Annotated in this window: 24 protein-coding genes; 9 read left to right on the forward strand and 15 right to left on the reverse strand. The window is 61.4% G+C overall.

All coding sequences use genetic code 11. The annotated features are described in order from the left end of the window. Nucleotides 1–5: 5 nt before the first annotated feature. From I6A82_RS09555 to I6A82_RS09580, 6 genes are all read right to left on the reverse strand, one after another. The gene (locus tag I6A82_RS09555; protein ID WP_198094682.1) at nucleotides 6–851 is read right to left on the reverse strand and encodes an AAA family ATPase; all 846 of its coding nucleotides are present in this window, start codon (nucleotides 849–851) and stop codon (nucleotides 6–8) included. An 81-nt stretch (nucleotides 852–932) separates the two neighbouring features. Continuing rightward, nucleotides 933–1,586 carry a DUF6975 family protein gene (locus I6A82_RS09560; RefSeq protein ID WP_198094683.1) on the reverse strand — a complete coding sequence of 218 codons (654 nt, stop codon included), beginning with the start codon at nucleotides 1,584–1,586 and terminating at the stop codon, nucleotides 933–935. 134 nt (nucleotides 1,587–1,720) lie between these two features. Continuing rightward, nucleotides 1,721–3,757: an RNA polymerase sigma factor RpoD gene (rpoD, locus tag I6A82_RS09565; RefSeq protein WP_187336085.1), complete on the reverse strand. Its 2,037-nt coding sequence runs from the start codon at nucleotides 3,755–3,757 to the stop codon at nucleotides 1,721–1,723. A gap of 36 nt (nucleotides 3,758–3,793) precedes the next feature. Further along, the gene (gene dnaG, locus I6A82_RS09570; protein WP_198094684.1) at nucleotides 3,794–5,668 is read right to left on the reverse strand and encodes a DNA primase; all 1,875 of its coding nucleotides are present in this window, start codon (nucleotides 5,666–5,668) and stop codon (nucleotides 3,794–3,796) included. Between the two features lie 61 nt (nucleotides 5,669–5,729). Next, a complete protein-coding gene (locus tag I6A82_RS09575; RefSeq protein ID WP_198094685.1) occupies nucleotides 5,730–6,458 on the reverse strand; it encodes a hypothetical protein in 729 nt (242 codons plus the stop codon). Next, nucleotides 6,455–6,904, reverse strand: a complete 450-nt coding sequence (locus I6A82_RS09580; protein WP_187336088.1) for a GatB/YqeY domain-containing protein — start codon at nucleotides 6,902–6,904, stop codon at nucleotides 6,455–6,457. Before I6A82_RS09580 ends, I6A82_RS09575 begins: the two co-directional genes overlap by 4 nt. 163 nt (nucleotides 6,905–7,067) lie before the next feature. On the opposite strand from I6A82_RS09580, the gene carA reads away from it, so the two are divergent. The 4 genes from carA to I6A82_RS09600 all read left to right on the forward strand — a co-directional run bounded on the left by carA (nucleotide 7,068) and on the right by I6A82_RS09600 (nucleotide 13,157). Beyond that, the gene (gene carA / locus I6A82_RS09585) at nucleotides 7,068–8,231 is read left to right on the forward strand and encodes a glutamine-hydrolyzing carbamoyl-phosphate synthase small subunit (protein ID WP_198094686.1); all 1,164 of its coding nucleotides are present in this window, start codon (nucleotides 7,068–7,070) and stop codon (nucleotides 8,229–8,231) included. Between the two features lie 331 nt (nucleotides 8,232–8,562). Continuing rightward, nucleotides 8,563–11,916 (forward strand): carbamoyl-phosphate synthase large subunit, encoded by a 3,354-nt coding sequence (carB, locus tag I6A82_RS09590; RefSeq protein WP_198094687.1) that lies wholly within the window; start codon nucleotides 8,563–8,565, stop codon nucleotides 11,914–11,916. A gap of 88 nt (nucleotides 11,917–12,004) precedes the next feature. Further along, nucleotides 12,005–12,481 (forward strand): transcription elongation factor GreA, encoded by a 477-nt coding sequence (gene greA, locus I6A82_RS09595; protein ID WP_187336092.1) that lies wholly within the window; start codon nucleotides 12,005–12,007, stop codon nucleotides 12,479–12,481. 34 nt (nucleotides 12,482–12,515) lie between these two features. Continuing rightward, nucleotides 12,516–13,157: a rhomboid family intramembrane serine protease gene (locus I6A82_RS09600; protein WP_198094688.1), complete on the forward strand. Its 642-nt coding sequence runs from the start codon at nucleotides 12,516–12,518 to the stop codon at nucleotides 13,155–13,157. Nucleotides 13,158–13,177: 20 nt separating this feature from the next. On the opposite strand, the gene I6A82_RS09605 is transcribed toward I6A82_RS09600, so the two are convergent. The 5 genes from I6A82_RS09605 to I6A82_RS09625 form a co-directional block, all read right to left on the reverse strand. Further along, on the reverse strand, nucleotides 13,178–13,402 hold the full coding sequence (locus tag I6A82_RS09605) for a DUF4170 domain-containing protein (RefSeq protein WP_187336094.1): 225 nt from the start codon (nucleotides 13,400–13,402) through the stop codon (nucleotides 13,178–13,180). Nucleotides 13,403–13,516: 114 nt separating this feature from the next. Further along, nucleotides 13,517–14,014: a YtxH domain-containing protein gene (locus tag I6A82_RS09610; RefSeq protein ID WP_198094689.1), complete on the reverse strand. Its 498-nt coding sequence runs from the start codon at nucleotides 14,012–14,014 to the stop codon at nucleotides 13,517–13,519. Then, nucleotides 14,011–14,346, reverse strand: a complete 336-nt coding sequence (locus I6A82_RS09615) for a hypothetical protein (RefSeq protein WP_198094690.1) — start codon at nucleotides 14,344–14,346, stop codon at nucleotides 14,011–14,013. The genes I6A82_RS09610 and I6A82_RS09615 overlap by 4 nt, the downstream gene beginning before the upstream one ends. Next, entirely contained in the window at nucleotides 14,343–14,765 is a 423-nt protein-coding gene (locus I6A82_RS09620; RefSeq protein WP_198094691.1) for a phage holin family protein, read from the reverse strand. Before I6A82_RS09620 ends, I6A82_RS09615 begins: the two co-directional genes overlap by 4 nt. A gap of 33 nt (nucleotides 14,766–14,798) precedes the next feature. Further along, nucleotides 14,799–15,326: a hypothetical protein gene (locus tag I6A82_RS09625; protein ID WP_198094692.1), complete on the reverse strand. Its 528-nt coding sequence runs from the start codon at nucleotides 15,324–15,326 to the stop codon at nucleotides 14,799–14,801. 214 nt (nucleotides 15,327–15,540) lie between these two features. Here I6A82_RS09625 and I6A82_RS09630 point away from each other — a divergent pair, with 214 nt between their 5' ends. The 3 genes from I6A82_RS09630 (at nucleotide 15,541) to I6A82_RS09640 (ending at nucleotide 18,540) form a co-directional block, all read left to right on the forward strand. Further along, a complete protein-coding gene (locus I6A82_RS09630) occupies nucleotides 15,541–15,876 on the forward strand; it encodes an FtsB family cell division protein (RefSeq protein WP_232343389.1) in 336 nt (111 codons plus the stop codon). A 136-nt stretch (nucleotides 15,877–16,012) separates the two neighbouring features. Further along, on the forward strand, nucleotides 16,013–17,110 hold the full coding sequence (gene pdhA, locus I6A82_RS09635) for a pyruvate dehydrogenase (acetyl-transferring) E1 component subunit alpha (protein ID WP_198094693.1): 1,098 nt from the start codon (nucleotides 16,013–16,015) through the stop codon (nucleotides 17,108–17,110). Continuing rightward, nucleotides 17,110–18,540 (forward strand): pyruvate dehydrogenase complex E1 component subunit beta, encoded by a 1,431-nt coding sequence (locus I6A82_RS09640; protein ID WP_198094694.1) that lies wholly within the window; start codon nucleotides 17,110–17,112, stop codon nucleotides 18,538–18,540. The genes pdhA and I6A82_RS09640 overlap by 1 nt, the downstream gene beginning before the upstream one ends. Before the next feature lie 52 nt (nucleotides 18,541–18,592). Here I6A82_RS09640 and I6A82_RS09645 read toward each other — a convergent pair whose 3' ends face one another. Genes I6A82_RS09645 through I6A82_RS09655 form a run of 3 tightly spaced genes read right to left on the reverse strand, consistent with a single transcriptional unit; the run spans nucleotide 18,593 to nucleotide 21,965 of the window. After that, nucleotides 18,593–19,291, reverse strand: a complete 699-nt coding sequence (locus tag I6A82_RS09645) for a TadE/TadG family type IV pilus assembly protein (RefSeq protein ID WP_198094695.1) — start codon at nucleotides 19,289–19,291, stop codon at nucleotides 18,593–18,595. Next, nucleotides 19,288–19,839: a TadE family protein gene (locus tag I6A82_RS09650; RefSeq protein ID WP_332310957.1), complete on the reverse strand. Its 552-nt coding sequence runs from the start codon at nucleotides 19,837–19,839 to the stop codon at nucleotides 19,288–19,290. The genes I6A82_RS09645 and I6A82_RS09650 overlap by 4 nt, the downstream gene beginning before the upstream one ends. Nucleotides 19,840–19,877: 38 nt before the next feature. Continuing rightward, nucleotides 19,878–21,965, reverse strand: a complete 2,088-nt coding sequence (locus I6A82_RS09655; protein ID WP_198094697.1) for a TadE/TadG family type IV pilus assembly protein — start codon at nucleotides 21,963–21,965, stop codon at nucleotides 19,878–19,880. Between the two features lie 78 nt (nucleotides 21,966–22,043). On the opposite strand from I6A82_RS09655, the gene I6A82_RS09660 reads away from it, so the two are divergent. Next, nucleotides 22,044–22,619, forward strand: a complete 576-nt coding sequence (locus tag I6A82_RS09660) for a squalene/phytoene synthase family protein (protein ID WP_198094698.1) — start codon at nucleotides 22,044–22,046, stop codon at nucleotides 22,617–22,619. A gap of 33 nt (nucleotides 22,620–22,652) precedes the next feature. Continuing rightward, the gene (locus tag I6A82_RS09665; RefSeq protein WP_198094699.1) at nucleotides 22,653–23,120 is read left to right on the forward strand and encodes a hypothetical protein; all 468 of its coding nucleotides are present in this window, start codon (nucleotides 22,653–22,655) and stop codon (nucleotides 23,118–23,120) included. A 1-nt stretch (nucleotide 23,121) separates the two neighbouring features. On the opposite strand, the gene trmFO is transcribed toward I6A82_RS09665, so the two are convergent. Continuing rightward, nucleotides 23,122–24,462 (reverse strand): methylenetetrahydrofolate--tRNA-(uracil(54)-C(5))-methyltransferase (FADH(2)-oxidizing) TrmFO, encoded by a 1,341-nt coding sequence (gene trmFO / locus I6A82_RS09670; RefSeq protein ID WP_198094700.1) that lies wholly within the window; start codon nucleotides 24,460–24,462, stop codon nucleotides 23,122–23,124. Nucleotides 24,463–24,511 lie beyond the last annotated feature (49 nt).

Here is a 24,511-nt window from a genome sequence, read left to right on the forward strand (position 1 = left end):
CTAAATCAGCCGCCTTGACGACGCGCCATGAAGGCGAGCCGTTCGAACAGCATGATGTCCTGTTCGTTTTTCAGCAAAGCGCCGTGGAGCGGGGGGATCGCCTTGGTCGAGTCCTTCGATTGCAGAACGTCGAGCGGCATGTCTTCGGCCAGCAGCAGCTTGAGCCAATCCAGCAGCTCACTGGTCGACGGCTTCTTCTTCAGGCCGGGCACGTCGCGCACCTCGTAAAAGATATCCATTGCTTTGCGCACAAGGATTTTCTGGATGTCGGGGAAGTGCACGTCGATGATCGCCTGCATCGTCTCCCGGTCCGGAAATTTGATATAGTGGAAGAAACAGCGCCGCAGGAACGCATCGGGCAGTTCCTTCTCGTTGTTCGACGTGATGATAACAATGGGCCGCTCGGCCGCCTTCACCGTTTCGCCGGTTTCGTAGACGTGAAATTCCATCCGATCGAGTTCCTGCAGCAGGTCGTTCGGAAATTCGATATCCGCCTTGTCGATCTCATCGATGAGAAGCACCGGCATTTCAGGGGAGGTGAACGCTTCCCACAGCTTGCCGCGCTTGATGTAATTCGAAATATCGTGGACGCGTTCGTCGCCAAGCTGGCCGTCGCGTAGCCGAGCCACGGCATCATATTCATATAGGCCCTGATGCGCTTTGGTGGTGGATTTGATATTCCACTCGATCAGCGGCGCGCCCATGGACTTGGCCACTTCCGCGGCAAGCACAGTCTTGCCTGTCCCCGGCTCTCCCTTGATCAAAAGCGGGCGCCGCAGCGTGGCCGCGGCGTTAACGGCCACCTTCAAATCATCGGTGGCGACATAGTCCTGGGTGCCCTCGAAACGCATATAGTCCGTCCTTGATCGGTATCGTTTGAGGACGGGTTAAGGTGCGCGTTCCTTGCATGCAAGCGGGCTCGGGCAAGAACCTTATTGCGCGCGCAGTCTGGCCCGGGCCGCTAGAAGACGCCAAGCACCGCGCTGAAGCTGAAATAGCTGATCCGCGCCGAACATCATCGCGCGCGAAACGGCCGGTGTGGCGGAAAGGCTTTCGGCCAAATCGCGCACTTCCCTTTCTCTCGGCAGCGCGCACAGCGGCGGATCGATGCCCAGGCGACGAGCGAGCGGATCGAGTATGGCGCGCAGATCCGGCCAGTCGAGCGCGAACGCCAGCGCCGCGCCAACGGCGCAGCCCCGCCTTTCTGAGCGGGAGAGCAACTGGAAGGAACCGCGCAGCTCCACAGCGGCTGCCTCGCTATGATCGTCTTCGGATACGCCCGTCACCGGCCCCGCATCGACGGTAAGCCGGGTGATATAGAGCCGCTCCTTCATGAAGGCGTCGGCTGCATCGTCAAGCCAGGCGCGCTCGTCGCCCGTTGCAGTGCTGGCGGCGTGATCGATAACGCCCGGCCTGCGCCCGTGAAGCAGGCACAGAAAGTGAACGAGGTCTGCCAGTTCGGGTGGCTGCGCGTTCGCGAGCAGCGCTTGATAATGCGCGGCCGAGGCGTGCCCCTCGCTCTGCTTCAGGGCGATAAGCCGGTCACCCGCCCCGATCGGGGCATCGAATTGCTGCTGTGCTGTCACGAGCGGTCCCGTCCCTCCAGACCAACCGGCGGCAAAAAGCTGCCGCCGGGGCCACGGCAAAACTACGCCGCAATGCTAAAGAGGCAGTTACCAACGCGTCTCAGCCAGTGGGCAACTGGTGGATAGCCTGTGGATTACTGGTCCAGGAAGCTGCGCATCTTACGGCTGCGGCTCGGATGCTTGAGCTTGCGCAAAGCTTTCGCCTCAATCTGGCGAATACGTTCTCGGGTCACGCTGAACTGCTGGCCCACTTCCTCCAGCGTATGATCGGTATTCATGCCGATGCCGAAGCGCATACGCAGCACGCGCTCTTCACGCGGGGTGAGGCTGGCAAGGACGCGGGTGACCGTTTCCTTGAGATTCGACTGGATCGCCGCGTCCACCGGAATGATCGCGTTCTTGTCCTCGATGAAATCGCCGAGATGCGAATCCTCCTCGTCGCCGATCGGCGTTTCGAGGCTGATCGGTTCCTTGGCGATTTTCATCACCTTGCGAACCTTTTCCAGCGGCATGGAAAGGCGCTCAGCCATTTCCTCCGGGGTAGGCTCGCGGCCTTGCTCGTGCAGGAACTGGCGGCTGGTGCGCACCAGCTTGTTGATCGTCTCGATCATGTGGACCGGGATACGGATCGTGCGCGCCTGATCGGCGATCGAGCGGGTAATCGCCTGCCGGATCCACCACGTCGCGTAGGTGCTGAATTTATAGCCGCGACGATATTCGAATTTGTCCACCGCCTTCATCAGGCCGATATTGCCTTCCTGGATAAGGTCCAAGAACTGCAGGCCGCGGTTGGTATATTTCTTGGCAATGGAGATCACGAGGCGCAGGTTCGCCTCCACCATTTCCTTCTTGGCGATGCGTGCCTCGCGCTCGCCCTTCTGCACCATATTCACGATGCGGCGGAATTCGCCCAAGGACATGCCGGTGGCCGACGCGATATCGCCGATCTCGGTACGGATACGGTCAACCGCATCGGCTTCGTTATCGACGAATTTCTTCCACTTACGGTCGATACCAGAGACCGTTTCGAGCCAGTTCTCATCCAGCTCATGGCCGACATACTGCTCCAGGAACTGGCCGCGCGGCACCTTGTGGCGCTCGGCAAGGCGCAGCATCTGGCCGCCCAGCGTGGTAAGGCGCCGGTTAAATGCATAAAGCTGGTCGACCAGATATTCGATCTTGGTCGCGTGGAACTGTACCGATTCCACCTCGGCGGTCAGATCTTCGCGCAGCTGGTGGTACTTCTTCTCCTGCGCGGCGCTCAGATCATTACCGACGCCAAGCGCGTTCATGCGCGTTTCCTGCAGCTTGGAGAATTTGCGGAAGAGGTCTTCGATCCGCGCGAAGCGCTCCAGCGCGCCCGGCTTCAGCGTCTCTTCCATTTGCGCTAGGCTGAGGGTGTTGTCCTCTTCGTCCTCTTCATCCTCACGCTTCTTGCGTGCGGAAGCGCCGTCTTCATCCTCGTCGTCGCCTTCGTCCGAATTATCTTCCTCGTCCTCTTCATCCTTATAGGACGGTCCGGCAGTCTTCTCACTGATCTCGCCGTCGTCGTCCTCGTCTTCTTCCATATTCTCCGGAGCAGGCTCCTTGGAAAGCATGGCGTCGAGATCGAGAATCTCACGAAGCTGCATCTCGCCTTCATTGAGGGCGGCGGACCATTCGATGATGGCGTGAAAGGTGATGGGCGATTCGCAAAGCCCCAGGATCATCGTGTCCCGGCCAGCCTCGATCCGCTTGGCGATGGCGATCTCGCCTTCGCGGCTCAGCAGTTCGACCGCGCCCATTTCGCGCAGGTACATGCGCACCGGATCGTCCGTCCGCTCGCCCGCGGCGGGCTTTTTGACAGCGGCTTTCTTGTCCGCGCCCTTCTTGTCGGCGGAATCCTTGGCGTCGACGCTTTCGACTTCGTCTTCAGGCTCCTCGGCGGCTTCCTCGTCATTTTCGACGATGTTCACGCCCATCTCGGAGATCGCGGACATCACGTCCTCGATCTGCTCTGAGTTCATCTGGTCCTGCGGCAGCGCGTCGTTCAGCTCATCATAAGTGAGATATCCGCGCTTCTTAGCGCGGCTCAGCAATTTTTTGATTTTCGCGTCGTTGAGGTCGATCAGCGGTGCATCGCCATTATCCGCATCACCGTTCGCTTCGTTCTTCTTCGCCCGAGTTGCCAATGCTCTACTCTCTCAATTTGCAATGAGGGGAGGGGGTTAGCCCTCATCCTGCATAAGGTCGGCGAGCCGACGGTCGAATTCCTCCCGCACGGCGCGCAGTCTCTGTTGTTCTGCGTAACTATCTTCGGTCAGGTTCGTTTCCGCGGCGCGGGTCGCGCGTTCCAGCGCGGCCTCGATCGCGGGGCGTTCCACCATGACGCGAATAGCTTCGCACAAATCCCGCTTTGCCCGTTCGACGACCCCATCAGGAGCCGCGCCGGGTGTGTTTGGCCGATTGAAGGAAAAGATCAGCGGCTCGGCCCCGTTCGGCCCTTGCGCTCTATTATACAATCCAGCTGCGGCTGATATGGGATAATCCCCACGTTGATCAACCCCTTTGGCGTGCCGGGCTGCCGGAACGGACAGCAGCGCGTCCAGGCGCTCGGCCAATTTCGCGTCCGCCGGTTGAAAATCGCCGAGAATTTCGAAATGCGAATGGGCGATGTCGGGATAACGCTCGAGCCCTGCTACCACGGCGCAAGCCATGGCATGGTCGAAGCTGGCCGCGTTGAAGCCTTTCAACGCGGCCGAGGCGGGGCGGGGCGCAGGACGCCACGGACCGCGGCCCGGACGCGCATTGTTACCGCGCTCGTATCGACCTTGCGGACGCTGCTGGCGCGCGAAGAGCGAATCGAGCCGTTCGCGAAAGGCCGCATGATAATGATGGCGAATGTCGTCATCGCGAATGTTTGCCGCATGCCCGTTCAGCCGGGCTTTTAGCGCCGCGCGCTGTTCGGGCGTGGCGAGCGGGGCGGCGGCGCGTTCGTGATTCCATAGGCGCTCGACCAGAGGCTCTGCGCGTTCCAGCAGCTCTGCAAAGGCGCGCGGGCCGGCGCTGCGCACCAGATCGTCCGGGTCCTGTCCAGCGGGAAGCGTCACGAAGGCAAGGCTGTGGCCAGGGCGCAGCAGCGGCATCGCACGCTCGGCGGCCCGCATGGCCGCGCGCTGGCCTGCGCTGTCCCCGTCGAAGCAGAGCACCGGACATTCGGTGTGCTTCCACAGCAGCTCGATCTGCGTTTCGGTAAGCGCGGTGCCGAGCGGGGCGACCACATCGACGAACCCCGCCTGGGCGAGCGCGATCGCGTCCATATAGCCTTCGACCACGATCATCCGCCCGGTCTGGCGCGCGGCAGGCGCGGCCTTGTCCAAATTGTAGAGCGTGCGCCCTTTGTCGAACAGCGGCGTGTCCGGCGAGTTCAGATATTTGGGCGTGCCGTCGCCCAGAATCCGGCCACCGAAGGCGATCACGCGGCCCCGAATGTCGCGGATCGGGATCATCAGCCGACCGCGGAAGCGATCATAGGGCTGCTTGCCCTCCACATCGATCAGCAGACCCGCCTCGATCAGTTGCGGCGTTTCGTATCGCGAGAGTTCGCGCTCCGTACCGCCGCGTTCGTCCGGCGCAAAACCGAAGCCGAAGTTCTTGACGATCTCGCCCGAAAAGCCGCGCTGTTCCAGATAAGCGCGCGCGCCTGCGCCCTCCAGGCCGCCCAGCTTGTCGCGGTAGCGCGTTTGCGCCGCCTCCATCACATCATGCAGGCTGGCACGCTTTTCCGCCTGCCGCGCGGCGCGGGGATCGGGGGCGGGCACGTCCATGCCGGCCTCGTCCGCCAACGCCTTGACGGCTTCCATGAAGTCCAGCCCCTGATGCTGGATCATCCAGTCGATCGCGCTGCCATGCGCGCCGCAACCGAAGCAGTGGTAGAAGCCCTTTTCTTCCACCACCGTGAAGCTGGGCGATTTCTCGTTATGGAACGGGCAGCACGCCTTATATTCGCGCCCCGCGCGCGTGAGTTTGATCGATCGGCCGATCAGCGAGGACAGGCTGATCCGGTCCTTGAGCTGGTCGAGCCATTGCGGGGAAAGGGTCATGCCGACAGTCTAGGCAGCCCCCCGGGATTCGCCAAGGCGGCATTGCCGCCCCGGCGCGAAATCAGGTGCAACCGGTCGCGTCGCCATCCGCTTGCGGGGCGGGGAAGGGGCCGGTCCCGTTCGCCGTAAATCCGTCCGCGTCGAAACCATAGGCCTTGGCCGGGCCCTGCGGCGGCTTCCTGGATTTCCAGAAGAAGGTGACCGGCTCACCCGTGCCCCAGAATTCTCCGGAGGCCACTTCCCATACCAGCTTGCCTTCGTTGCACGAGACGGTGAACGTCCCCTGCGGGCCCAGCGCCGCGCGCGCTTGTTCCAGCGAATAGCCAGCATGGCCGACGAAACCGCCCGCCGGCATGTCGGTCCGGAAGGTCACCGATTTGGCGACCGGCTTGATCGCTTTAGGCGTGCCGATCGCATCGTCATTGGGCTCGTCCACGCCCGGCGTCACGACATGGACATAGGTGTAGATCGTGTCCGCCGGAAGCTTCGCCGGATCGCACACGCTGATATTTTCGGGACAGGCGACATAGCTGCGGATATCGCCGATCGAGGTGCCGTCGGCCATCAGCAGCGAGGCTTCGACTTCAGGCCCGGCGGGTCCTTCGATCTTGCCGCCCAGCTGCTCCCGGCCGAAATCCTCGGCATTGATCACGAAATCCTCGGTCTGCGCCTCGAGCGCGGCTTCCTTTGCCTCGCTCGTTGCGTTGCTTTCGTTATCGACATCGTCGGCGCGGGCGCAGGCGGTGAGCGCCAGCGAAGCGGCAAGGGCGGTAAGGACGATTGGCTTCATGACAGGCTCTCCTTCACGAGCGCGCTGGCCCGGCTCATGTCGAGCTCGGTGCCGTGGCGCGCCTTCAGCTCGGCCATCACGCGGCCCATATCCTTCATGCCCGAAGCGTTAAGATCCGCTTTAATCCCCTCGATCGCCGCGCGCGTTTCGTCTTCGCTCATCTGCGCGGGCAGGAACTGTTCGATCACGGCCAGTTCGCTGCGTTCGGCGGCGGCCAGCTCATCGCGCCCGCCATCTTCGTACATCTGAATCGATTCGCGGCGCTGCTTCGCCATCTTCTGCAGCACGTCGATCACCATCGCATCGTCGTCGCCCGGTTCCTTGCCGCGCAGTTCGATATCGCGGTCCTTTACCTTGGCCAGCATCAGGCGGACCGCGGCCAAGCGCTCCTTGTCCCCGCCTTTCATGGCGGCGATCTGGGCAGCCTTCAGCTCATCGCGAATCATGGGTTCAGCTCCGGAAATGTCGTGAGAAATAAAGTACCGCCATAGCGGCCTTCCCCGATCTTTCCTAGATTGACCGTGCAGCCCTGCCGGTTGTAGCCCATCGCCACTTCGAAAGGCCGCCGAGCGCGGCCCGATCGCACGCGCAAAACAAGGATTTCGCCCCATGTCCGATACCGGCATTCCCGACGCTCCGCCCGGTGCCACGGGGTTGCTGTTATTGCCCAGTGGCCGCGCCGTCTGGGGCAAGGGCTTCGGCGCCGAAGGCATGCGCGTGGGCGAACTGTGCTTCAATACCGCAATGACCGGCTATCAGGAAGTGATGACGGACCCCAGCTATGCCGGGCAGATCATCACCTTTACCTTCCCGCATATCGGCAATGTCGGCGCGAACGACGAGGATGTGGAAGCGGATCACGCCCATGCGCTCGGCTGTCTGGTGCGTGAAGACGTGACCGCGCCCAGCAACTTCCGCCATGCCCAGCGTTTCGACGACTGGATGGCGGGCGAGGGGCTGATCGGCCTGTCCGGCGTCGACACCCGCGCGCTGACCCGCCTTGTCCGCCGCGAAGGCGCGCCGGGCGCGGTGATCGCCTACAGCAAGGAAGGCCTGTTCGACCGCGATCTGCTGATGAAGGCGCTGAACGACTGGACCGGGCTGGAAGGGCAGGACCTGGCGGGCGAGGTGACCGGCGAGGAAACCCATTTGTGGGACAAGGGCGGCACCTGGGAACTGGGTAGCGGTTTTGCTGATAGCCCGCGCGATGGCGCGCCCCATGTCGTGGCGATCGATTATGGCGCCAAGCGCAACATCTTCCGCAACCTCGTGCGCGCAGGCGCCCGCGTCACCGTGGTGTCGGCGCGCGCTTCGCTCGACGATATCATGGCGCTGAAGCCGGACGGCGTGTTCCTCTCCAACGGCCCCGGCGATCCCGCGGCGACGGGCGAATATGCCGTGCCGGTGATCCAGGGGCTGCTGGAGCGCGACATGCCGATCTTCGGCATCTGCCTCGGCCACCAGCTGCTCGGCCTCGCGCTCGGCGCGAAAACCGCCAAGATGTTCCAGGGCCATCGCGGCGCGAACCATCCGGTGAAGCGCCTCGAGGACGGCGTGGTCGAGATCACCAGCATGAACCACGGTTTTGCCGTGGATGGCGACACGCTGCCCGAGGGCGTGAGCCAAACGCATGTCAGCCTGTTCGACGGTACCAATTGCGGGCTGGAGACGAGGGGCGGCCGCGTGTTTGGCGTCCAGTATCACCCGGAAGCCAGCCCCGGCCCACAGGACAGTTTTTATCTGTTCGAGAAGTTCGTGGGAGGGCTAAGGTGAAAGTTCGGTCGTTTGCTGCGACGATAGTCCTAGGGGTAGTGCTCGCGGGTTGTGGATCTTTCGGTAAGCGAATGATGGTGCGCTCTGACTTTAATGACATTAAAAAAAGTTGTGATTCTTTCGAGTTATCTCTGCATCGCGATGATGAGCGAGAGGAGATGGAGCGCGCCGGTCTGACATACTGGACTGTGGTTACAGGGGATCGTCCTGACGAATTGGCAATTTGGGCGCCGAGCACGACGTCATTTGAAGGCGCAATGTGCGCGTCTAGCGAATTGCAGAAGCGCAAACTCATAGCAAACATAGCAATTCCGAACCGCGAGCACCAATAATGCCCAAACGCACTGACATAAACACCGTCCTCGTCATCGGCGCCGGGCCGATCATTATCGGGCAGGCTTGCGAGTTCGACTATTCGGGCACGCAGGCCATCAAGGCGCTGCGCGAGGAGGGCTATCGCATCGTCCTCGTGAACTCGAACCCCGCCACGATCATGACCGATCCGGACATGGCGGATGCCACCTATATCGAGCCGGTGACGCCCGAGATGGTCGCCAAGATCATCGCCAAGGAACGCGCCGAGCGTCCGGACGAGGTGCTCGCCGTACTCCCCACCATGGGCGGCCAAACCGCGCTCAACTGCGCGCTGGCGCTCGACAAGGACGGCACGCTCGAAAAATATGGCGTGGAGCTGATCGGGGCCAAGGCGGACGCGATCGACAAGGCGGAAAACCGCCAGCGCTTCCGCGAGGCGATGGACAAGATCGGCCTGGAAAGCCCGCGCTCGGCCACCGTGCACACGATGGAAGAGGCGCTGGAAGCCGTGGAGCGCACCGGCCTGCCCGCGATCATCCGCCCCAGTTTCACCATGGGCGGCACCGGCGGCGGCATCGCGTATAACCGCGAAGAGTTCGAGGAGATCGTGCGCGGCGGCCTCTATGCCAGCCCGACCAACGAGGTGCTGATCGAGGAATCGGTGCTCGGCTGGAAAGAATATGAGATGGAGGTCGTCCGGGACCGGAACGACAACTGCATCATCATCTGCTCGATCGAGAATGTCGATCCGATGGGCGTCCATACGGGCGATTCCATCACCGTCGCGCCGGCGCTGACGCTGACCGACAAGGAATATCAGATCATGCGCAACGCATCGCTGGCGGTGCTGCGCGAGATCGGCGTGGAAACCGGCGGATCGAACGTGCAGTTCGCGGTCAATCCGAAGGACGGCCGCCTGGTCGTGATCGAGATGAACCCGCGCGTATCGCGCAGCTCTGCGCTCGCCTCCAAGGCCACCGGCTTTCCGATCGCCAAGGTCGCGGCGAAGCTGGCCGTGGGCTATACGCTGGACGAGATCGCCAACGACATCACCGGCGGCGCGATGCCTGCGAGCTTCGAGCCGACGATCGATTATGTCGTCACCAAGATCCCGCGCTTCGCCTTCGAAAAGTTCAAGGGCGCGGAGCCCTATCTCGCCACCTCGATGAAGTCGGTGGGCGAGGTGATGGCGATCGGCCGCAGCTTTGCCGAAAGTATGCAAAAGGCGCTGCGCGGCCTGGAAACCGGGCTCGATGGCTTCAACCGCGTCCGTGACATTCAGGGCATCAGCCGGGAGCGGATCGTGGAGGCGCTGTCCAAGGCAACGCCGCAGCGGATTCTGGTGGTGGCGCAGGCGATGCGCGAGGGCTTCACCGTGGAGGAAATCCACGCGATCACTTTCTATGATCCGTGGTTCCTGCGCCAGATCGAGGCGATCATCAAAGCCGAAGCGGAGATCGAGGAGAACGGCCTGCCGATCGACGCGGCCGGGCTGCGCCGGCTGAAGGCGATGGGCTTTTCCGACAGCCGCCTTGCCAACCTCGCGGTCGATTCGGTCCACGTCGCGCACGGCACGGGGCGCACCGTCGCCCAGTCGCGCGGGCTGATCGGTTCGGTCATCCAGGCAATGGCGGGGGCAACTAACGAGGCGGAAGTCTGCGCGCTGCGGCACAAGCTTGGCGTGCGGCCCGTGTACAAGCGCATCGACAGCTGCGCGGGCGAGTTCGATGCCGCCACGCCTTACATGTACTCGACTTACGAAGCGCCGATCTTCGGTGAACCGGAGGATGAAGCCGAACCGTCCGACCGCGAGAAGGTCGTGATCCTGGGCGGCGGGCCGAACCGGATCGGGCAGGGGATCGAGTTCGACTATTGCTGCTGCCACGCCTGCTTCGCGCTGGAGGAGGCCGGCTACGAGACGATCATGATCAACTGCAATCCGGAAACGGTGAGCACCGATTACGACACGTCCGACCGGCTCTATTTCGAACCGCTGACCGCCGAGGACGTGCTGGAAGTGCTGCATATCGAGCAGACGAAGGGCACGCTGAAGGGTGTCATCGTGCAGTTCGGCGGACAGACGCCGCTCGGCCTTGCGCAGGCGCTGGAGGATGCGGGCATTCCGATCCTGGGCACCGATCCCGACGCGATCGATCTGGCTGAGGACCGGGAGCGGTTTGCGAAGCTGATCCGCAAGCTCGATCTGAAGCAGCCAGAGAACGGCATTGCACGCAGCCTGGAGGAGGCCCTCGCCGGGGCGGAGCGTATTGGATATCCGGTGCTGCTGCGTCCGAGCTATGTGCTTGGTGGCCGCGCGATGGAGATCGTCGACAGCCCCCAACAGCTCGAAAACTATATCGAGACCGCAGTGCAGGTGTCCGGCGACAGCCCCGTCCTGATCGACCAATATTTGCGCGATGCCACCGAGGTGGATGTCGATGCGATCTGCGACGGCGATCAGGTGGTGGTCGCGGGCGTGCTCGAACATATCGAGGAAGCCGGCGTCCATTCGGGCGACAGCGCCTGTTCGCTTCCGCCGCACAGCCTGCCCGCCGGCATCATCACCGAGATCCGCCGTCAGACCGAGGCGCTGGCCTTCGGCCTCAACGTGCGCGGTCTCATGAACGTGCAGTTCGCGGTGAAGGACGGCGAGGTGTACCTCATTGAGGTGAACCCGCGCGCCAGCCGCACCGTGCCCTTCGTCGCCAAGGCGATCGGCGTGCCGGTGGCCAAGATCGCAGCGCGCGTGATGGCGGGCGAAAAGTTGGCCGATCTGCCCGCGATTGATCTCGACATCGGCCATGTTGCGGTGAAGGAGGCGGTGTTCCCCTTTGCGCGCTTCCCCGGCGTCGATCCGGTGCTGAGCCCGGAGATGAAGTCCACCGGCGAAGTGATGGGCATCGACGGTGACTTCGCAACCGCATTCGCCAAGTCGCAAATCGGCGCGGGCATGAAACTGCCGATGGAAGGCACGTTGTTCGTGTCGGTGAAAGACAGCGACAAGCCGGTGATCCTGCCCGCCGTCCGCGACGCGCTTGAGCTGGGCTTCAAGGTGATCGCCACCGGCGGCACCGCGGCTTTCCTGCAAGGGGAGGGGCTTGAGGTGGAGCATGTGAACAAGGTGGCCGAGGGACGGCCCCATATTGTCGACCGTATCAAGGACGGCAGCGTGGATATGATCTTCAACACGACCGAGGGCTGGCAGTCGCTGAAAGACAGCGCCAGCATCCGCGGTTCGGCGCTGCGACAGAACGTCGCAAGCTATACCACGGCAGCAGCGGGCGTCGCCGCGATGGGGGCAATCCGGGCGTTGAAGTCACACCACCTTGAAGTTCGCTCACTTCAGGACTATTATTCGCGGTCGCAGTAACTCCCTTACAATTTAGCGAACTGCGTGCGGATGGCACCGGCCAGCCGCGGGGGATTTGGTTTTAGATTCAGACGTGAAGGATGCCGCCATGGCGACGTTCGATAAGATGCCGATGTTGGCAGAGGGAATGGAAAAGCTTCGTGCGCAGCTGAAGCTGCTGAAGGAGGAGCGTCCTTTGATCGTCGATGCGATCGAGGAGGCGCGCGCGCATGGCGATCTCTCCGAAAACGCAGAATATCATGCCGCCAAGGAACGTCAGGGGCAGGTAGAGGCGTCCATCGCCGATATCGAAGACAAGCTCAGCCGCGCGCAGGTGATCGATCCGTCCGAACTATCCGGTGACAAGGTGGTGTTTGGCGCCACCGTCACCATGCTCGACGAGAATGACAAGCCGATCAAATATCAGATCGTGGGTGAGGCGGAAGCCGATGCCAAGCAGGGCAAGCTGAGCTATTCCAGCCCGCTCGGCCGCGCGCTGATCGGCAAGAAGGTGGACGAGGAAGTTGAGGTAACTGTCCCGTCGGGCGACAAATATTACCTCATCGAGAAGATCGAGTTCATCTGATTTTCATCGCGGCCCGGACGATGGAGCCCGCCCGATGAACATGCCGAAAGGGCCGCTGACCAACATTTTGGTCGGCATCAATGTGCTGATCTTCGTGCTCGTCTGGTTGGGTGGATTCCAGCAGCAAGCGGTGGTCGAGGGCGCGCTGATTCCGGCGCGTCTCACTGGCGCGCTGGGCAGTGCGGGCGCTTATGATTTCTGGTGGCCGGCATGGGTGACATTGCTGACCCACGCCTTTCTGCACATCGATTTCAGCCATTTGCTGTTCAATATGCTGATCCTGTTTTTCTGCGGTCGCTTCGTTGAACTGGCGCTGGGCTGGAAACTGATGGGACTGGTCTATTTGACCGGGGCGATTGCGGGTGGTCTCGCCGAAACGGCCTGGTCTCCGGGCTCGCTCAATCCCGTCCTGGGGGCGAGCGGCGCGATCGCCGCGATTATCGCAGGCTATATGGTGTTATTTGCGCGCAACAGGCCGAAGCCGGTCGGCCCCTTGCCCGCCGAGATCGCGCGCGGCGCGCAACTTTTGCTGCTTTGGATCGGCCTCAATCTGATGATGGCCTTCGCATTCGGCGGCGACGGCATTCAGATTGCCATCGCCGCGCATATTGCGGGTTTTATCGTCGGGCTGGTGCTCTCGCGGCCGCTACTGATCCTGCGTTACCGGAAGGCCTGAACGGATCAGGGTCTGCTGCCTCACGGATTCGCCGGATCGCCGGGCTCCAGCAGCCGGTGCAGATGCACTACGACATAGCGCATCTCCGCATCGTCCACGGTGCGCTGCGCCGCCGAGCGCCAAGCCTCTTCGGCCTCTTCGTAATTGGGGAAAATGCCGACGATATCGAGCTTGTCGGTATCGGCGAATTCCAGCACGCGCGGATCAGAGACCCGGCCGCCGAAGACGAGATGAAGCTTGGCCATGATCGGCATCCGTTCTTTGAAACGTGTTGAAGGCCGCGCCGTTACCAGCGCGGCCTTTCCGATTCAAGACAGCCCTCAAAACATTCCCGAGAGAATGCCATCGGAGTACGTTATTCAGGCACCTTCAGCGTTGGCGACTGCCGATTTATCGGGATGCTTGGCACCTTCGGCCGCTGCCTTGCCGGCTGTCTTCGCGGCACCGCCAGCCTTGTCGACGAGCGATTTGAACTGGTTCTTCACCGCATCGCCGCTCAGGCCGAGTTGATCGATCTGCTGGCTGCCGGATTCCTTGGCAGCTTCGAACGCGCTTTTCGCGCGCATGTTGAGGTCGCGGCCCGTCTTGCCGAGATATTCCTGTTCCTTGCGCGTCCGCGGAAGCAGCGCACCAACCGCAGCGCCGATGGCAAGACCGCCGAAAAGTACGGCCAACGGGTTCTTCTCGATCTGCGCCCCCGACTTGTGGCCGAGCTCACGCGCTTTTACCTTGGTGTTTTCTGCGCCACGCTTCACCGCGTCACGGCTGCTGTCATAGGCGTGACCAGCTTTTTCCTTCGCGGAATTCGCGGCATGCTTCACGCGGCCTTCGCCGTCCTGATTGCTCTGTTCGGTCATAGTCTTTCTCCATCAAAATTTTTGGTAAGCGGCGCGGGTTCGGCGACATGGCGGCGGTGATGCCGCTTCCAGCGCCGCACGGAATGGGCGATCAGTCCGGCAGCCAATGCGGCAAGGCCGCCAAGCAGGATCGGATCACGGTTCTGAACCGCCTCCGCCTTGGCATCTGCAATCAGCCGTTCCACCTGGCTGCGCTTGCGGCGCTTGAACTGGCCAACCAGCGCGCCGGGGGTGATTTCCTGCTTCGCGGTACTGATGCTGCGCTTCAGCTTTCGGCGCACCGCCTTTCGGGCGATGTCGAGTTCGGCGACCCGTTCACGACGTGCGGTCATAGCTCATCCTCTTCATCGCGGCTGCCATGACTTGGTGTTGGGATTGCCAGTTTTCTGGCGCGCTTAAGAGCGATCCATGCCAGCAGTCCGGAGACTGTCAGCGTGACCAACACCACGATCACCGTTGCCCAGATCGGCCCGACCCGCGCCGATAGCACGAGTAGCGTACCGAGAATGAGGGCGGTGAATGCCGAGGCAGCCAGCGCAATTGCCGCGCCGAACAGCAAAGCGGCCTGCTTCGCCAGCGACTTGGAATAGCGCAGCCTGGCACCCCAATAGGCCTTTTCCGCGCCGATCAGCGTTTTGACATCGCCCACCAATCGATCGACATTCTCGTGCAACGTCTCACCGACGGGAGGCGGTATGTCCTCGCGCGTCGGTCCGTCTCGATAATGATCGGCTTCTGCGATATCACTCATTCCCTGGCCCCGCCGTTTCTGCCCGCATCAATCTCAAACGTTGTCGTCGAGATCGAGGCCGGATTTGACGACGCGCGAGGCTGCAAATCCGAGGGCCGCAGCGATGCCGATGGCGATAGCAGGGCTCTTGCGAACGAACGCCTTGGCGTCTTCCAGCAGCTCATCGATATCCTTGGCGTCGAGCTGGGCTGCAATGTCGTCGATCGATTTCGCGGCAGAGCGGGCGAAATCGCCATAGGTCTGGCCGACGTCCTCGTCGAGCTTGCTGGCGCTGGCTTGAATGGCCTTCGAGACGCCGCCCACCTTTTCGACGGCCTTGGATTTGCCGTCGGTTGCTGCGCTGCGTGCAGAAGACAGCGCCTTATCCTTCAAACCAAGGGCCTGTTCTTTGGCAGAACTCTTGACGTCCGACGCGGCTGCTTTGGCCTTCTCGGTTTTGCTTTCGCTGGCCGTGTCGCCGGAAGACGCCGCGGCGCTGGTCGCGGGCGTTGCCGAAGTGGTGCCTGCGGCCTGCTGAACGCGGGCGGTGCGTGCGGAGCTTTCGCTGGTCTCGTTCGCCATGATGTGTTCGGTCCTTTCATTAGGCGGAGGCAACCATCTGGTCTCGGTCACCGTCCGCATGGATGGTTTGTCTCTCGAACGAAGCCTGCTGCAGCTTGTTCCGTTGCCGAACCGAAATCATCTTGGCTCTTGCCTACCGGCGAATACGCGTACGGCTCGCTGACCGTGTGAGACCTGCGATCGAGCGCTAAAATCTTGCCATTGCCCGGCGTGTATGATTCAGTTGCCAGTGATGATGCGCCGCCGCCCGAAGATCCAGTCACTGCTTTATTCGGCGCTTGGCCCTGGCCTAGCGCTGATGGCGCTGCTCGCCATCGCGGCTTATGCCATGCTCGGGCCGACAGGTATCCTCGCCTGGAGCGATTACAAAACCGGGCTGGCCGAACGCGAGATCGAGCTGGCGAAGCTGCAGGAGGAGCGCGACGCCCTGCGCAATCGCGCCAGGCTCCTGGACGGTGACCGCGTCGACCCGGATCTGGCCGGGGAAATGATGCGCAAGGAACTGGGCGTCGCCGCGCCGGACGAAATTATCGTCCCCCTCGACGAGTAATGACAAGATCTGCCGCTCGCATAGCTATGCAGAGCCTCTAATCGCTTGCGGCAACCTGTTGCGCGGCCCGCGCATTCCGCTAGGGAAGGCAAACCACTTCGGGGGCCGCGGAAGGCCCCGACGGGAAAGGATTCAAATGGCGAGAACTCCGCAGAAGAAGCAAACCGCGAGCAAGGCGAAGGCCGCGGAAAAGGACGCCCCGGAGGACCGCCTCCACGGGCATACGCAGATCACCGACGATGCGCCCGGCAAGCCTGAGCTTTACGAGGCGAGCGAAGATGAGATGCTGGAGTTCTATCGCCAGATGCTGCTCATCCGCCGCTTCGAGGAGAAGGCGGGTCAGCTGTACGGCCTCGGCCTGATCGGCGGCTTCTGCCACCTTTATATCGGCCAGGAAGCGGTTGCGGTGGGCTTGCAGTCCGCGCTCGACGGCGATCTCGACAGCGTCATCACAGGCTACCGCGATCATGGCCATATGCTCGCTTACGGCCTTGATCCCAAGGTGATCATGGCCGAACTGACCGGGCGCCAGGCCGGTATCTCGAAGGGCAAGGGCGGCTCGATGCACATGTTCTCGGTGGAGCATCGCTTCTACGGTGGGCACGGCATCGTCGGTGCGCAGGTGCCGCTCGGCACGGGTCTCGCCTTTGCCCACAAATATCGCGGCGACGGCGGCGTTTGCCTCGCCTATTTCGGCGATGGCGCGGCCAACCAGGGCCAGGTGTACGAAGCCTTCAACATGGCCGAGCTGTGGAACCTGCCGATCATCTTCGCGATCGAAAACAACCAATATGCGATGGGTACGAGCGTCAATCGCTCTTCCGCCGAAGACAAGATGTTCCGCCGCGGCCAGTCCTTCCGCATTCCGGGCATCCAGGTCGACGGTATGGACGTGCTGGCGACGCGCGGCGCGTGTGAGTTGGCGCTGGAGCATGTTCGCGGCGGCAACGGCCCCATCATCCTGGAGCTGAAGACCTATCGCTATCGTGGTCACTCCATGTCCGATCCTGCGAAATATCGCAGCCGTGAGGAAGTGCAGGAGATGCGCGAAAAGTCCGATCCGATCGAGCGGCTCAAGGCCAAGCTGATCAAGGATGGCCATAGCGAGGACGATCTCAAGGCGATCGACAAGGAAATCCGTTCGATTGTCAGCGACGCGGCGGACTTCGCCGAAAGCTCGCCCGAGCCCGATCTCGATGAACTTTATACCGACGTGCTGGTGGAATCCTACTGATGGCGATTGAACTGAAAATGCCCGCGCTCTCTCCGACCATGGAGGAGGGCACGCTCGCCAAATGGCTGGTCAAGGAAGGAGACACCGTCTCTTCCGGCGACATCATGGCCGAAGTCGAAACCGACAAGGCGACGATGGAATTCGAGGCCGTGGACGAAGGCACGATTGCCAAGATTCTGGTTGAAGAAGGCACTGACGAGGTGAAGGTCGGTTCCGTCATCGCGCTTCTCGCTGAGGAAGGCGAGGATGTTGAGGAAGTTGCCAGGGGCGGCGGTTCTGCCAAGTCCGGCGGCGAGACCAAGGCCGCTGCCGACAAGGATCAGGCGGCCGATGGCGGCGATGATGAGGATCGCCACGAGCGTCCGGGTAAGAGCGCGACCAAAGATATGGCCGACGCGGGCGAAACCGAGATCCTGAACGATTCGGAAATTCCGGAGGGCACCGAGTTCGAAACGCTCACCCTTCGCGAAGCGCTGCGCGATGCGATGGCCGAGGAAATGCGCGACGACGACCGCGTTTTCGTGATGGGCGAGGAAGTGGCGCAGTATCAGGGCGCCTACAAGGTGACCCAAGGTCTGCTCGACGAGTTTGGCGACAAGCGCGTGATCGATACGCCGATCACCGAATATGGCTTTGCCGGCGTCGGCACGGGCGCGGCAATGGGCGGTCTGCGCCCGATCGTCGAGTTCATGACGTTCAACTTCGCCATGCAGGCGATCGACCATATCGTGAACTCGGCCGCCAAGACCAACTACATGTCCGGCGGCCAGATGCGCTGCCCGGTCGTGTTCCGCGGACCCAATGGCGCGGCGAGCCGTGTGGGTGCCCAGCACTCGCAGAATTACGGGCCCTGGTACGCCAGCGTTCCCGGCTTGATCGTGATTGCTCCCTATGATGCGCAGGATGCGAAAGGCCTGCTGAAGTCCGCCATCCGCAGCACCGATCCGGTGGTGTTCCTGGAGAACGAGCTCCTCTACGGCCGCAGCTTCGAAGTACCCAAGCTCGATGATTTCACCCTGCCGATCGGCAAGGCTCGCATCATGCGCGAAGGCAAGGACGTCTCGATCGTCAGCTATTCGATCGGCGTCGGCCTCGCGCTGGAAGCCGCCGAAACGCTGGCAGGTGAGGGGATCGAGGCGGAGGTGATCGACCTGCGCACGCTGCGTCCTCTCGATAAGGCGGCGGTGCTGAAGAGCCTCAAGAAAACCAACCGCATGGTGGTGGCCGAGGAAGGATGGCCGACCTGCTCGATCGCCTCGGAAATCGCCGCGATCTGCATGGAGGAGGGTTTCGACGATCTCGACGCGCCGGTTATGCGCGTGACGAACGAAGACGTGCCGATGCCCTATGCGGCGAACCTGGAAGAAGCGACGCTGATCGATGCCGAGCGGATCGTCGCCGCCGTGAAGAAGGTGTGTTACCGCGACTGATGGCGTTACGGGCGGCGGGATCCACTCCCGCCGCCGTTACGATGCAAGCGGCTCAGCCAGCGGTGTATTTCGTACAATATAGTTCTTTAAGTGGAGCGTCGTCGATCAGTCCGACGGTGAGATTGCGGTTGTCACGAATATTGTGAGCCGCTTGCTGGTTCAGGATCTTGTCCTTTACGAACAAGTCGCCGAAAAGGCCTTTGTACTTATAGTTTAGCTCCACGAACATCACAGCAGTGCCGCTAAGTGCGGTCACCTCCTGGCCAGCCCGACCCATGCCGGGAAAACTCGTGCCGATTGATCCGGTCCCTTCATCCCCATAGTCAGACTTGACTTTCATTGTTCCAAGACAGCGCTGCCAGTGGATCCACTGGCCGCCCGTCGGATTGCGCTCAAGACTTGTGAGGATCACGCGGCCATTGCTGAGCAGATCGAATGTCTGTCCCTGCAGCTTCAAACCATTGAAGACGGTGATGATATCGCTTTCCTTGATCGCCACCGAAGTCACGTTGTTCTGGGTTTGCCCCAAACGAGACGCATTGTCCGCTAAAGTAAGCGCGGCCTGGCTCATCTGCATATTCACCACAGCGAGATAGGCTAATTCCGTGCCATACATTCCCAGTCCGACAAAGATCGGCAGGCTCAGCGCGAACTCGGTCAGTGCCAGACCGCTCTGGTTCCGACGCAAGCGGCGGATAAGCCCGCCTATTCCTGTGGATGGGCGATGGCGTATCAATCTGCGCGGCGTCATAAGCATGTCCTCGTGACGGACGCCGCCTTGGTCTGCGAATCATAAGGCTGATTTCGAAAGACGGTGGTGGACGATATGGTAACGCGCTTCGATCCGCCGACTAATTTCCAGAGTGGAAATAGCTGATCGTACGTGACGTTGACATTGTACTGCACAACATCACGCGCACCGCCAACGCCGCTTTTGCCGACATCCTTGTCCCACAAAGAGTTGCCGTTTTCGTCTTCGTAGCTTTCATTATTATCGCAAACGCTATTGCCGTTGGAGTCCGCGAAAGCTTCGGCTCGCGCCACATCATTATAACTGAAATAGCTTTTCCGATTGAACGTGATGTCCGCCTCGGGCGCAAGACTCTGGACCTGTTTTCGGACGGTATTGTCGATAGAAGCAATTGAGCTTGGGCCGCCTTCCAACGCGCTCGCCCGCGCAGCCGCCTGTACCGCGCCGGACAGCGTGGCGCGCAGATAGACCTGATATCCGATATCGAACGTGCCAATTAGCATTAAGAGAAAGGTGGGCAGGATGACGGCGAACTCGATCACCGTCACGCCCCGCTCGTCGCTCCGGATGAGGTTCAGCAAGCGCCTCACTTGATGATCCTCAGATCGCCGATCGATTGGGCAATCTTCAAGAAGTTATCATTAAGCTGTTGAGAATTTAGCGAGACGAAGGAGCTGTTCGCGCTCGCGCAATTGCGTAGATCGTCGGTCAAGGCAGTCGAAAAGGCGATGACCCAGACGCGAACGCCTTTCGACTTTATAGATTCGCAAATGGCCTTGAACCGCTGGGTGTGCCGCTGGGTCTGATCGCTGAAACCATCGGAAGTCACCCGCTTGTCGTGAACCTCGACGCCATAGGCGCTATAGAGATCGACGCCCGGCTGCATGATGCCGTCGGTCATGAAAATGAGGTGGCGTCCGACGTAAAGACCATTTGCGGGTGAAGCGTTCACGGTTGCGCTGAACGGACCCGTCGATGAACTGAAACGTCCGCCCCACAGCATACCTATGTCGTGATACGTACCGCCGCTCGCAACGAGCCCATCGGCATAGGAAGCAAATTCGGTTTCCGTCATCGACTTCAGGAGTTGAGCGGGCTTCGGGCAGCTGGCGAAAGATTTAAGCCCTTCTGAACTCGTATCCGCTGAATTGTAGTAGACATTCCCATAGGATGTGTAGGTGCGAAAATAGGTCAGTTCCGGGACATAGGGGCGCCAGCCATCTTCCGAACTGCTGGGCACACCATCGATGTCGAGATCCTTCATGCCGCTCGGGCTGATGGCACCGTTCTTATACTCCACGTCACCGCTGTTGATCGTGTCGCGCTCTTCGATGCAGCCAGCCCAAACAAGGCTTTGATCGGCGCCATTATCTCCGGTTCGCGTGACGAAAGTCTGGCCGTTGAGGTAATTTTTCAGGTTCTGGTTTTCTACGCCATCGAATTTGCGCTTCTTGTAGACCCAGCCGGTGAATACCTGTTTGGTCGGATAAACCGGGTCCTCGTAAGTCACGGTGCCGTAATGTCGTACGCGGTAACCCGTTGCGCGCTTGATCGAGCAGGTACCGTAAAGAAAGCCAGAATAGGAATATGTATATACATATTCTTGCTTTTGCGGCTGATTGGTCAGGGCGTTGGTCTTGCGCCTACCGTCAGACAGGTATTCTACCGTATTCGTTGACGTTGTCCCTCCATCGTTCGTCCACGAACCGGAATTCGGCACGTTGGATGAGCAGGTCGAAGAACTGAGCGACGTGAAAGTCGAGACCGTCGTGTACGGTCCGGTCGAATAGGTATCGTAATAATCGACATTCTGCGTCTGCGGATTGGTGTAACCCACCGGCGGCTTACTGGTGTCAGTTTCGTTTCTCCACTGCGCCTCGCGACTTTGGTAGCTGTGTGTGTAGTCCATCCAGTCTGGGTTGGTCGCGTAAACGATTTTGCCCACATTGACGGTCTGCGCATAAGGAACGAAAGAGTAGCGCGCACGCGCGGTCGTACCGTTCGAAGCCGTTTTAATGGTGGCGTAGAATTGCTTCATTGCTGCGCGAAGCGCCGCAATTTTGGTGGTGGTTCCGCCCAACCCGTCGGAGATGGGATCGTCCATCGAGCCGGTGGTATCGAGCACCATCGTGACATCCACATTGGTGACATCAAGGGCTGAGGTGCATGTCACACTCAGATCAGTGTGGGCCATTCCGAAGATAAACATGACGAGATTGGGCACGCGAACGCTTGCCACCCCGTCCACCGTGGTGCCGTTGTTCGCGGAACTTGACGTGAAGCTGAGCTGCGTGCCCTCTTGATAGCCTGCGGGGAAGTTGGCGTTGAAGAAGCGCGCCGCCTGCGCTTTCGCAGCATCCCCGTAGCTACCGTTGCCTACAGCTTTGCGCCCTGCGAGCACTCCAGCGTCGCAGGCCTGTTGTAACCTTGTTTTGACCATGTAGTCGCGGCTCATGTCGACGGCTCCGCCGACCATCGCAAGGAGTGGGACCAGTCCGGCAGCGACCATCGCGAGGGTGTTGCCACCCTCATCGCGTAACAGCCGCGTGAATGCGGTGCTGACCAGCCTCGCCCGTTTGTTTCGCATCGCGAATACAGTCCTCGATTGCTTGAACCCGAAAGAGTTCAGCGAGCGCCATAGGGCGGTAATGGTGCAGAAGCGTTCAACGCGCATGGTTAACAGGGCTTAAGGATCGCGCTTAACCAGGCATTTTCATGGAGCTTTGATTGCTTTAGGCACTGGCCTGTACTTATGACCCCGCCCGATGACGCCAAACCCTGGGAAGCGCTCGCGCTGACCGCTGCCCTGCCGCAGGATAGGGAACTGCTCGATCTGTTGCTCGAGCTGGACCGGAGGCTCGCGCGCATCGTCGATACCAGCAGCGAGGCCATGCTCGGCCAAATCCGGCTCGCCTGGTGGCGCGATGTGCTACAATCGAATGATCCGCCCAAGGGCGAGCCTTTGATTGCCCGGATCCAGCAAGCGGAGGCGCGGATTGCCTGGGCGATCAAACCGGCGATGCAGCGCATGGTCGATGGCTGGGAAGCGCGGTTGCTCACGCCCGAAGAGCCGGATGCGTTCGCGCGTGAGCGAGGTGAGGGGCTGTTTACCGGTTTTGCCGGGCCAGATGCGCCCGATGGCTTGGAGGCGGCAGGCCGGGTCTGGTCACTTGCCGAGGTGGGTCAGACGAGCGCCGATTTCGATATGGCCGAGACGCGCTCATGGCCCCGCCGGCTTCGCCCGCTGTCGCTTCTTCTGCTCGCCGCACAATCGGAAGGTCGGTTCGCAGGGCTGCGGCTCAGCTGGCACGGGTTGACGGGACGTTAAAGCCCGCCATGATCGTTTCCGGGGGGAGCCATCATGAGCCGTTTCATTGCGGGCATTCTGGGAACATTGCTGCTGCTCGGCGCAGGTCTGCTTTGGTGGCAGGGCCGCGCTCAGGACGAAAAGCCGGTAACCGGCCCGCCCCCGCCGCTCGAAGCCGTGTCGACCGGCCTGCCCGATGCCGGCGATATCGGCGACGCGCGCGGTCCTGCGCCGCCCGTTCCCCCGGAAGCGCCCAAGCTGTCACGGGAAGAGGTGCGTTTCAACCGCTACGACCGGGATCGGGATGAGCTCATCAGCCGGAACGAGTTGATGGGAAGTCGCACCGCCGCCTTCCGCAAGCTCGATACCGACGGCAACAACCTGCTGACGTTCGAGGAATGGGCGGTTGCCACTGGTGAACGATTCAAAGGTGCGGACGCAGACCGCAATGGCCTCCTGACGCGCCAGGAGTTCGCCACCACGGCGCCCAAGCGCAAAGCCAAAGTAAGGTGTCGCTGCTAGGTCAGGCCGCCACGACGGGACGCATCCATTCGGCCATGTCGCGCTTCGCACGCTCGGTATAGAACAGCTTGCGCTCATTCTTCTTCACCTTGCCTTCGGGCATGGGGAAGAGGCCAAAATTGACGTTCATCGGCTGATAGTCCTTGCGCTCGGCATCGCCGGTAATGTGGCCGAGCAGCGCGCCCAGCGCCGTGGTCGCCGGGGGCGGGGTGAAGCTGTGGCCGCGGATTTCCGCCGCTGTCATCAGTCCGCAGGCAAGGCCGACCGCGCTGCTTTCGACATAGCCTTCGCAGCCTGTGATCTGCCCCGCGAACCGGATATGCGGCGCGGCCTTCAGTCGCAGCTGATGATCGAGCACCGAGGGGGAGTGGATGAAGGTGTTGCGGTGAAGGCCGCCGAGCCGCGCAAATTCTGCCTTCTCAAGCCCCGGAATGGTGCGGAACAGCTCCACCTGCGCGCCATATTTCAGCTTGGTCTGGAAGCCGACCATGTTCCAGATCGTACCGAGGCGGTTGTCCTGACGCAGCTGCACCACGGCATGGGCCCAGCGTCCGGTGCGCGGATCGGTAAGGCCGACAGGCTTCATCGGCCCGAAGCGCAGCGTTTCCGGCCCGCGCTCGGCCATCACCTCGATCGGCATACAGCCCTCGAAATAGGGCGTGTCCTTTTCCCAGTCGCGAAATTCGGCCTTCTCGCCGTCGATCAAGCCCTGGACGAAGGCGTCATATTGAGCCTTGTCGAGTGGGCAATTGATATAGTCCTTGCCGTCCCCGTCCGGCCCCACCTTGTCCCAGCGGCTCTGATACCATGCGATGTCGAAATCGATGCTCTCATGATAGACGATCGGCGCAATGGCGTCGAAAAAGGCCAGGCTGTCCTGCCCGCTGCGCGCCAGGATATCTTCGGCCAGGCCCGTAGCAGTCAACGGGCCTGTGGCCACGATGGCGAGACCTTCGCTCGGCAGACGGTCGATCCGCTCGCGAACGACTTCAATATTTGTATGCGATTCAAGCGCCTTGGAGACGTGAGCGGAGAAAATATCGCGGTCCACGGCCAAAGCAGAGCCGGCAGGGACTTTCGCCTCTTCGGCCGCGCGCATGATCAACGAGCCGAGGCCCCGCAGCTCATGGTGGAGCAGGCCAACTGCGTTGGCGGTATCGTCGTCCGAGCGGAAGCTGTTCGAGCAGACCAGTTCGGCAAGGCCTTCGGTCTGATGCGCCGGCGTCATGTCGCCGCCTCCGCGCATTTCGGACAAGCGCACCTTGACGCCGGCCTCCGCCAATTGCCACGCCGCTTCCGATCCGGCGAGCCCGCCGCCGATGATGTGCACCTGATGTTCCATGGCCCGCCCTCTAGCAAATAGGGGGGCGATGGGACAATGACCGCTTAGA

The sequence above is a fragment of the Novosphingopyxis sp. YJ-S2-01 genome (assembly GCF_016093175.1).
Lineage (GTDB): Bacteria > Pseudomonadota > Alphaproteobacteria > Sphingomonadales > Sphingomonadaceae > Novosphingopyxis > Novosphingopyxis iocasae.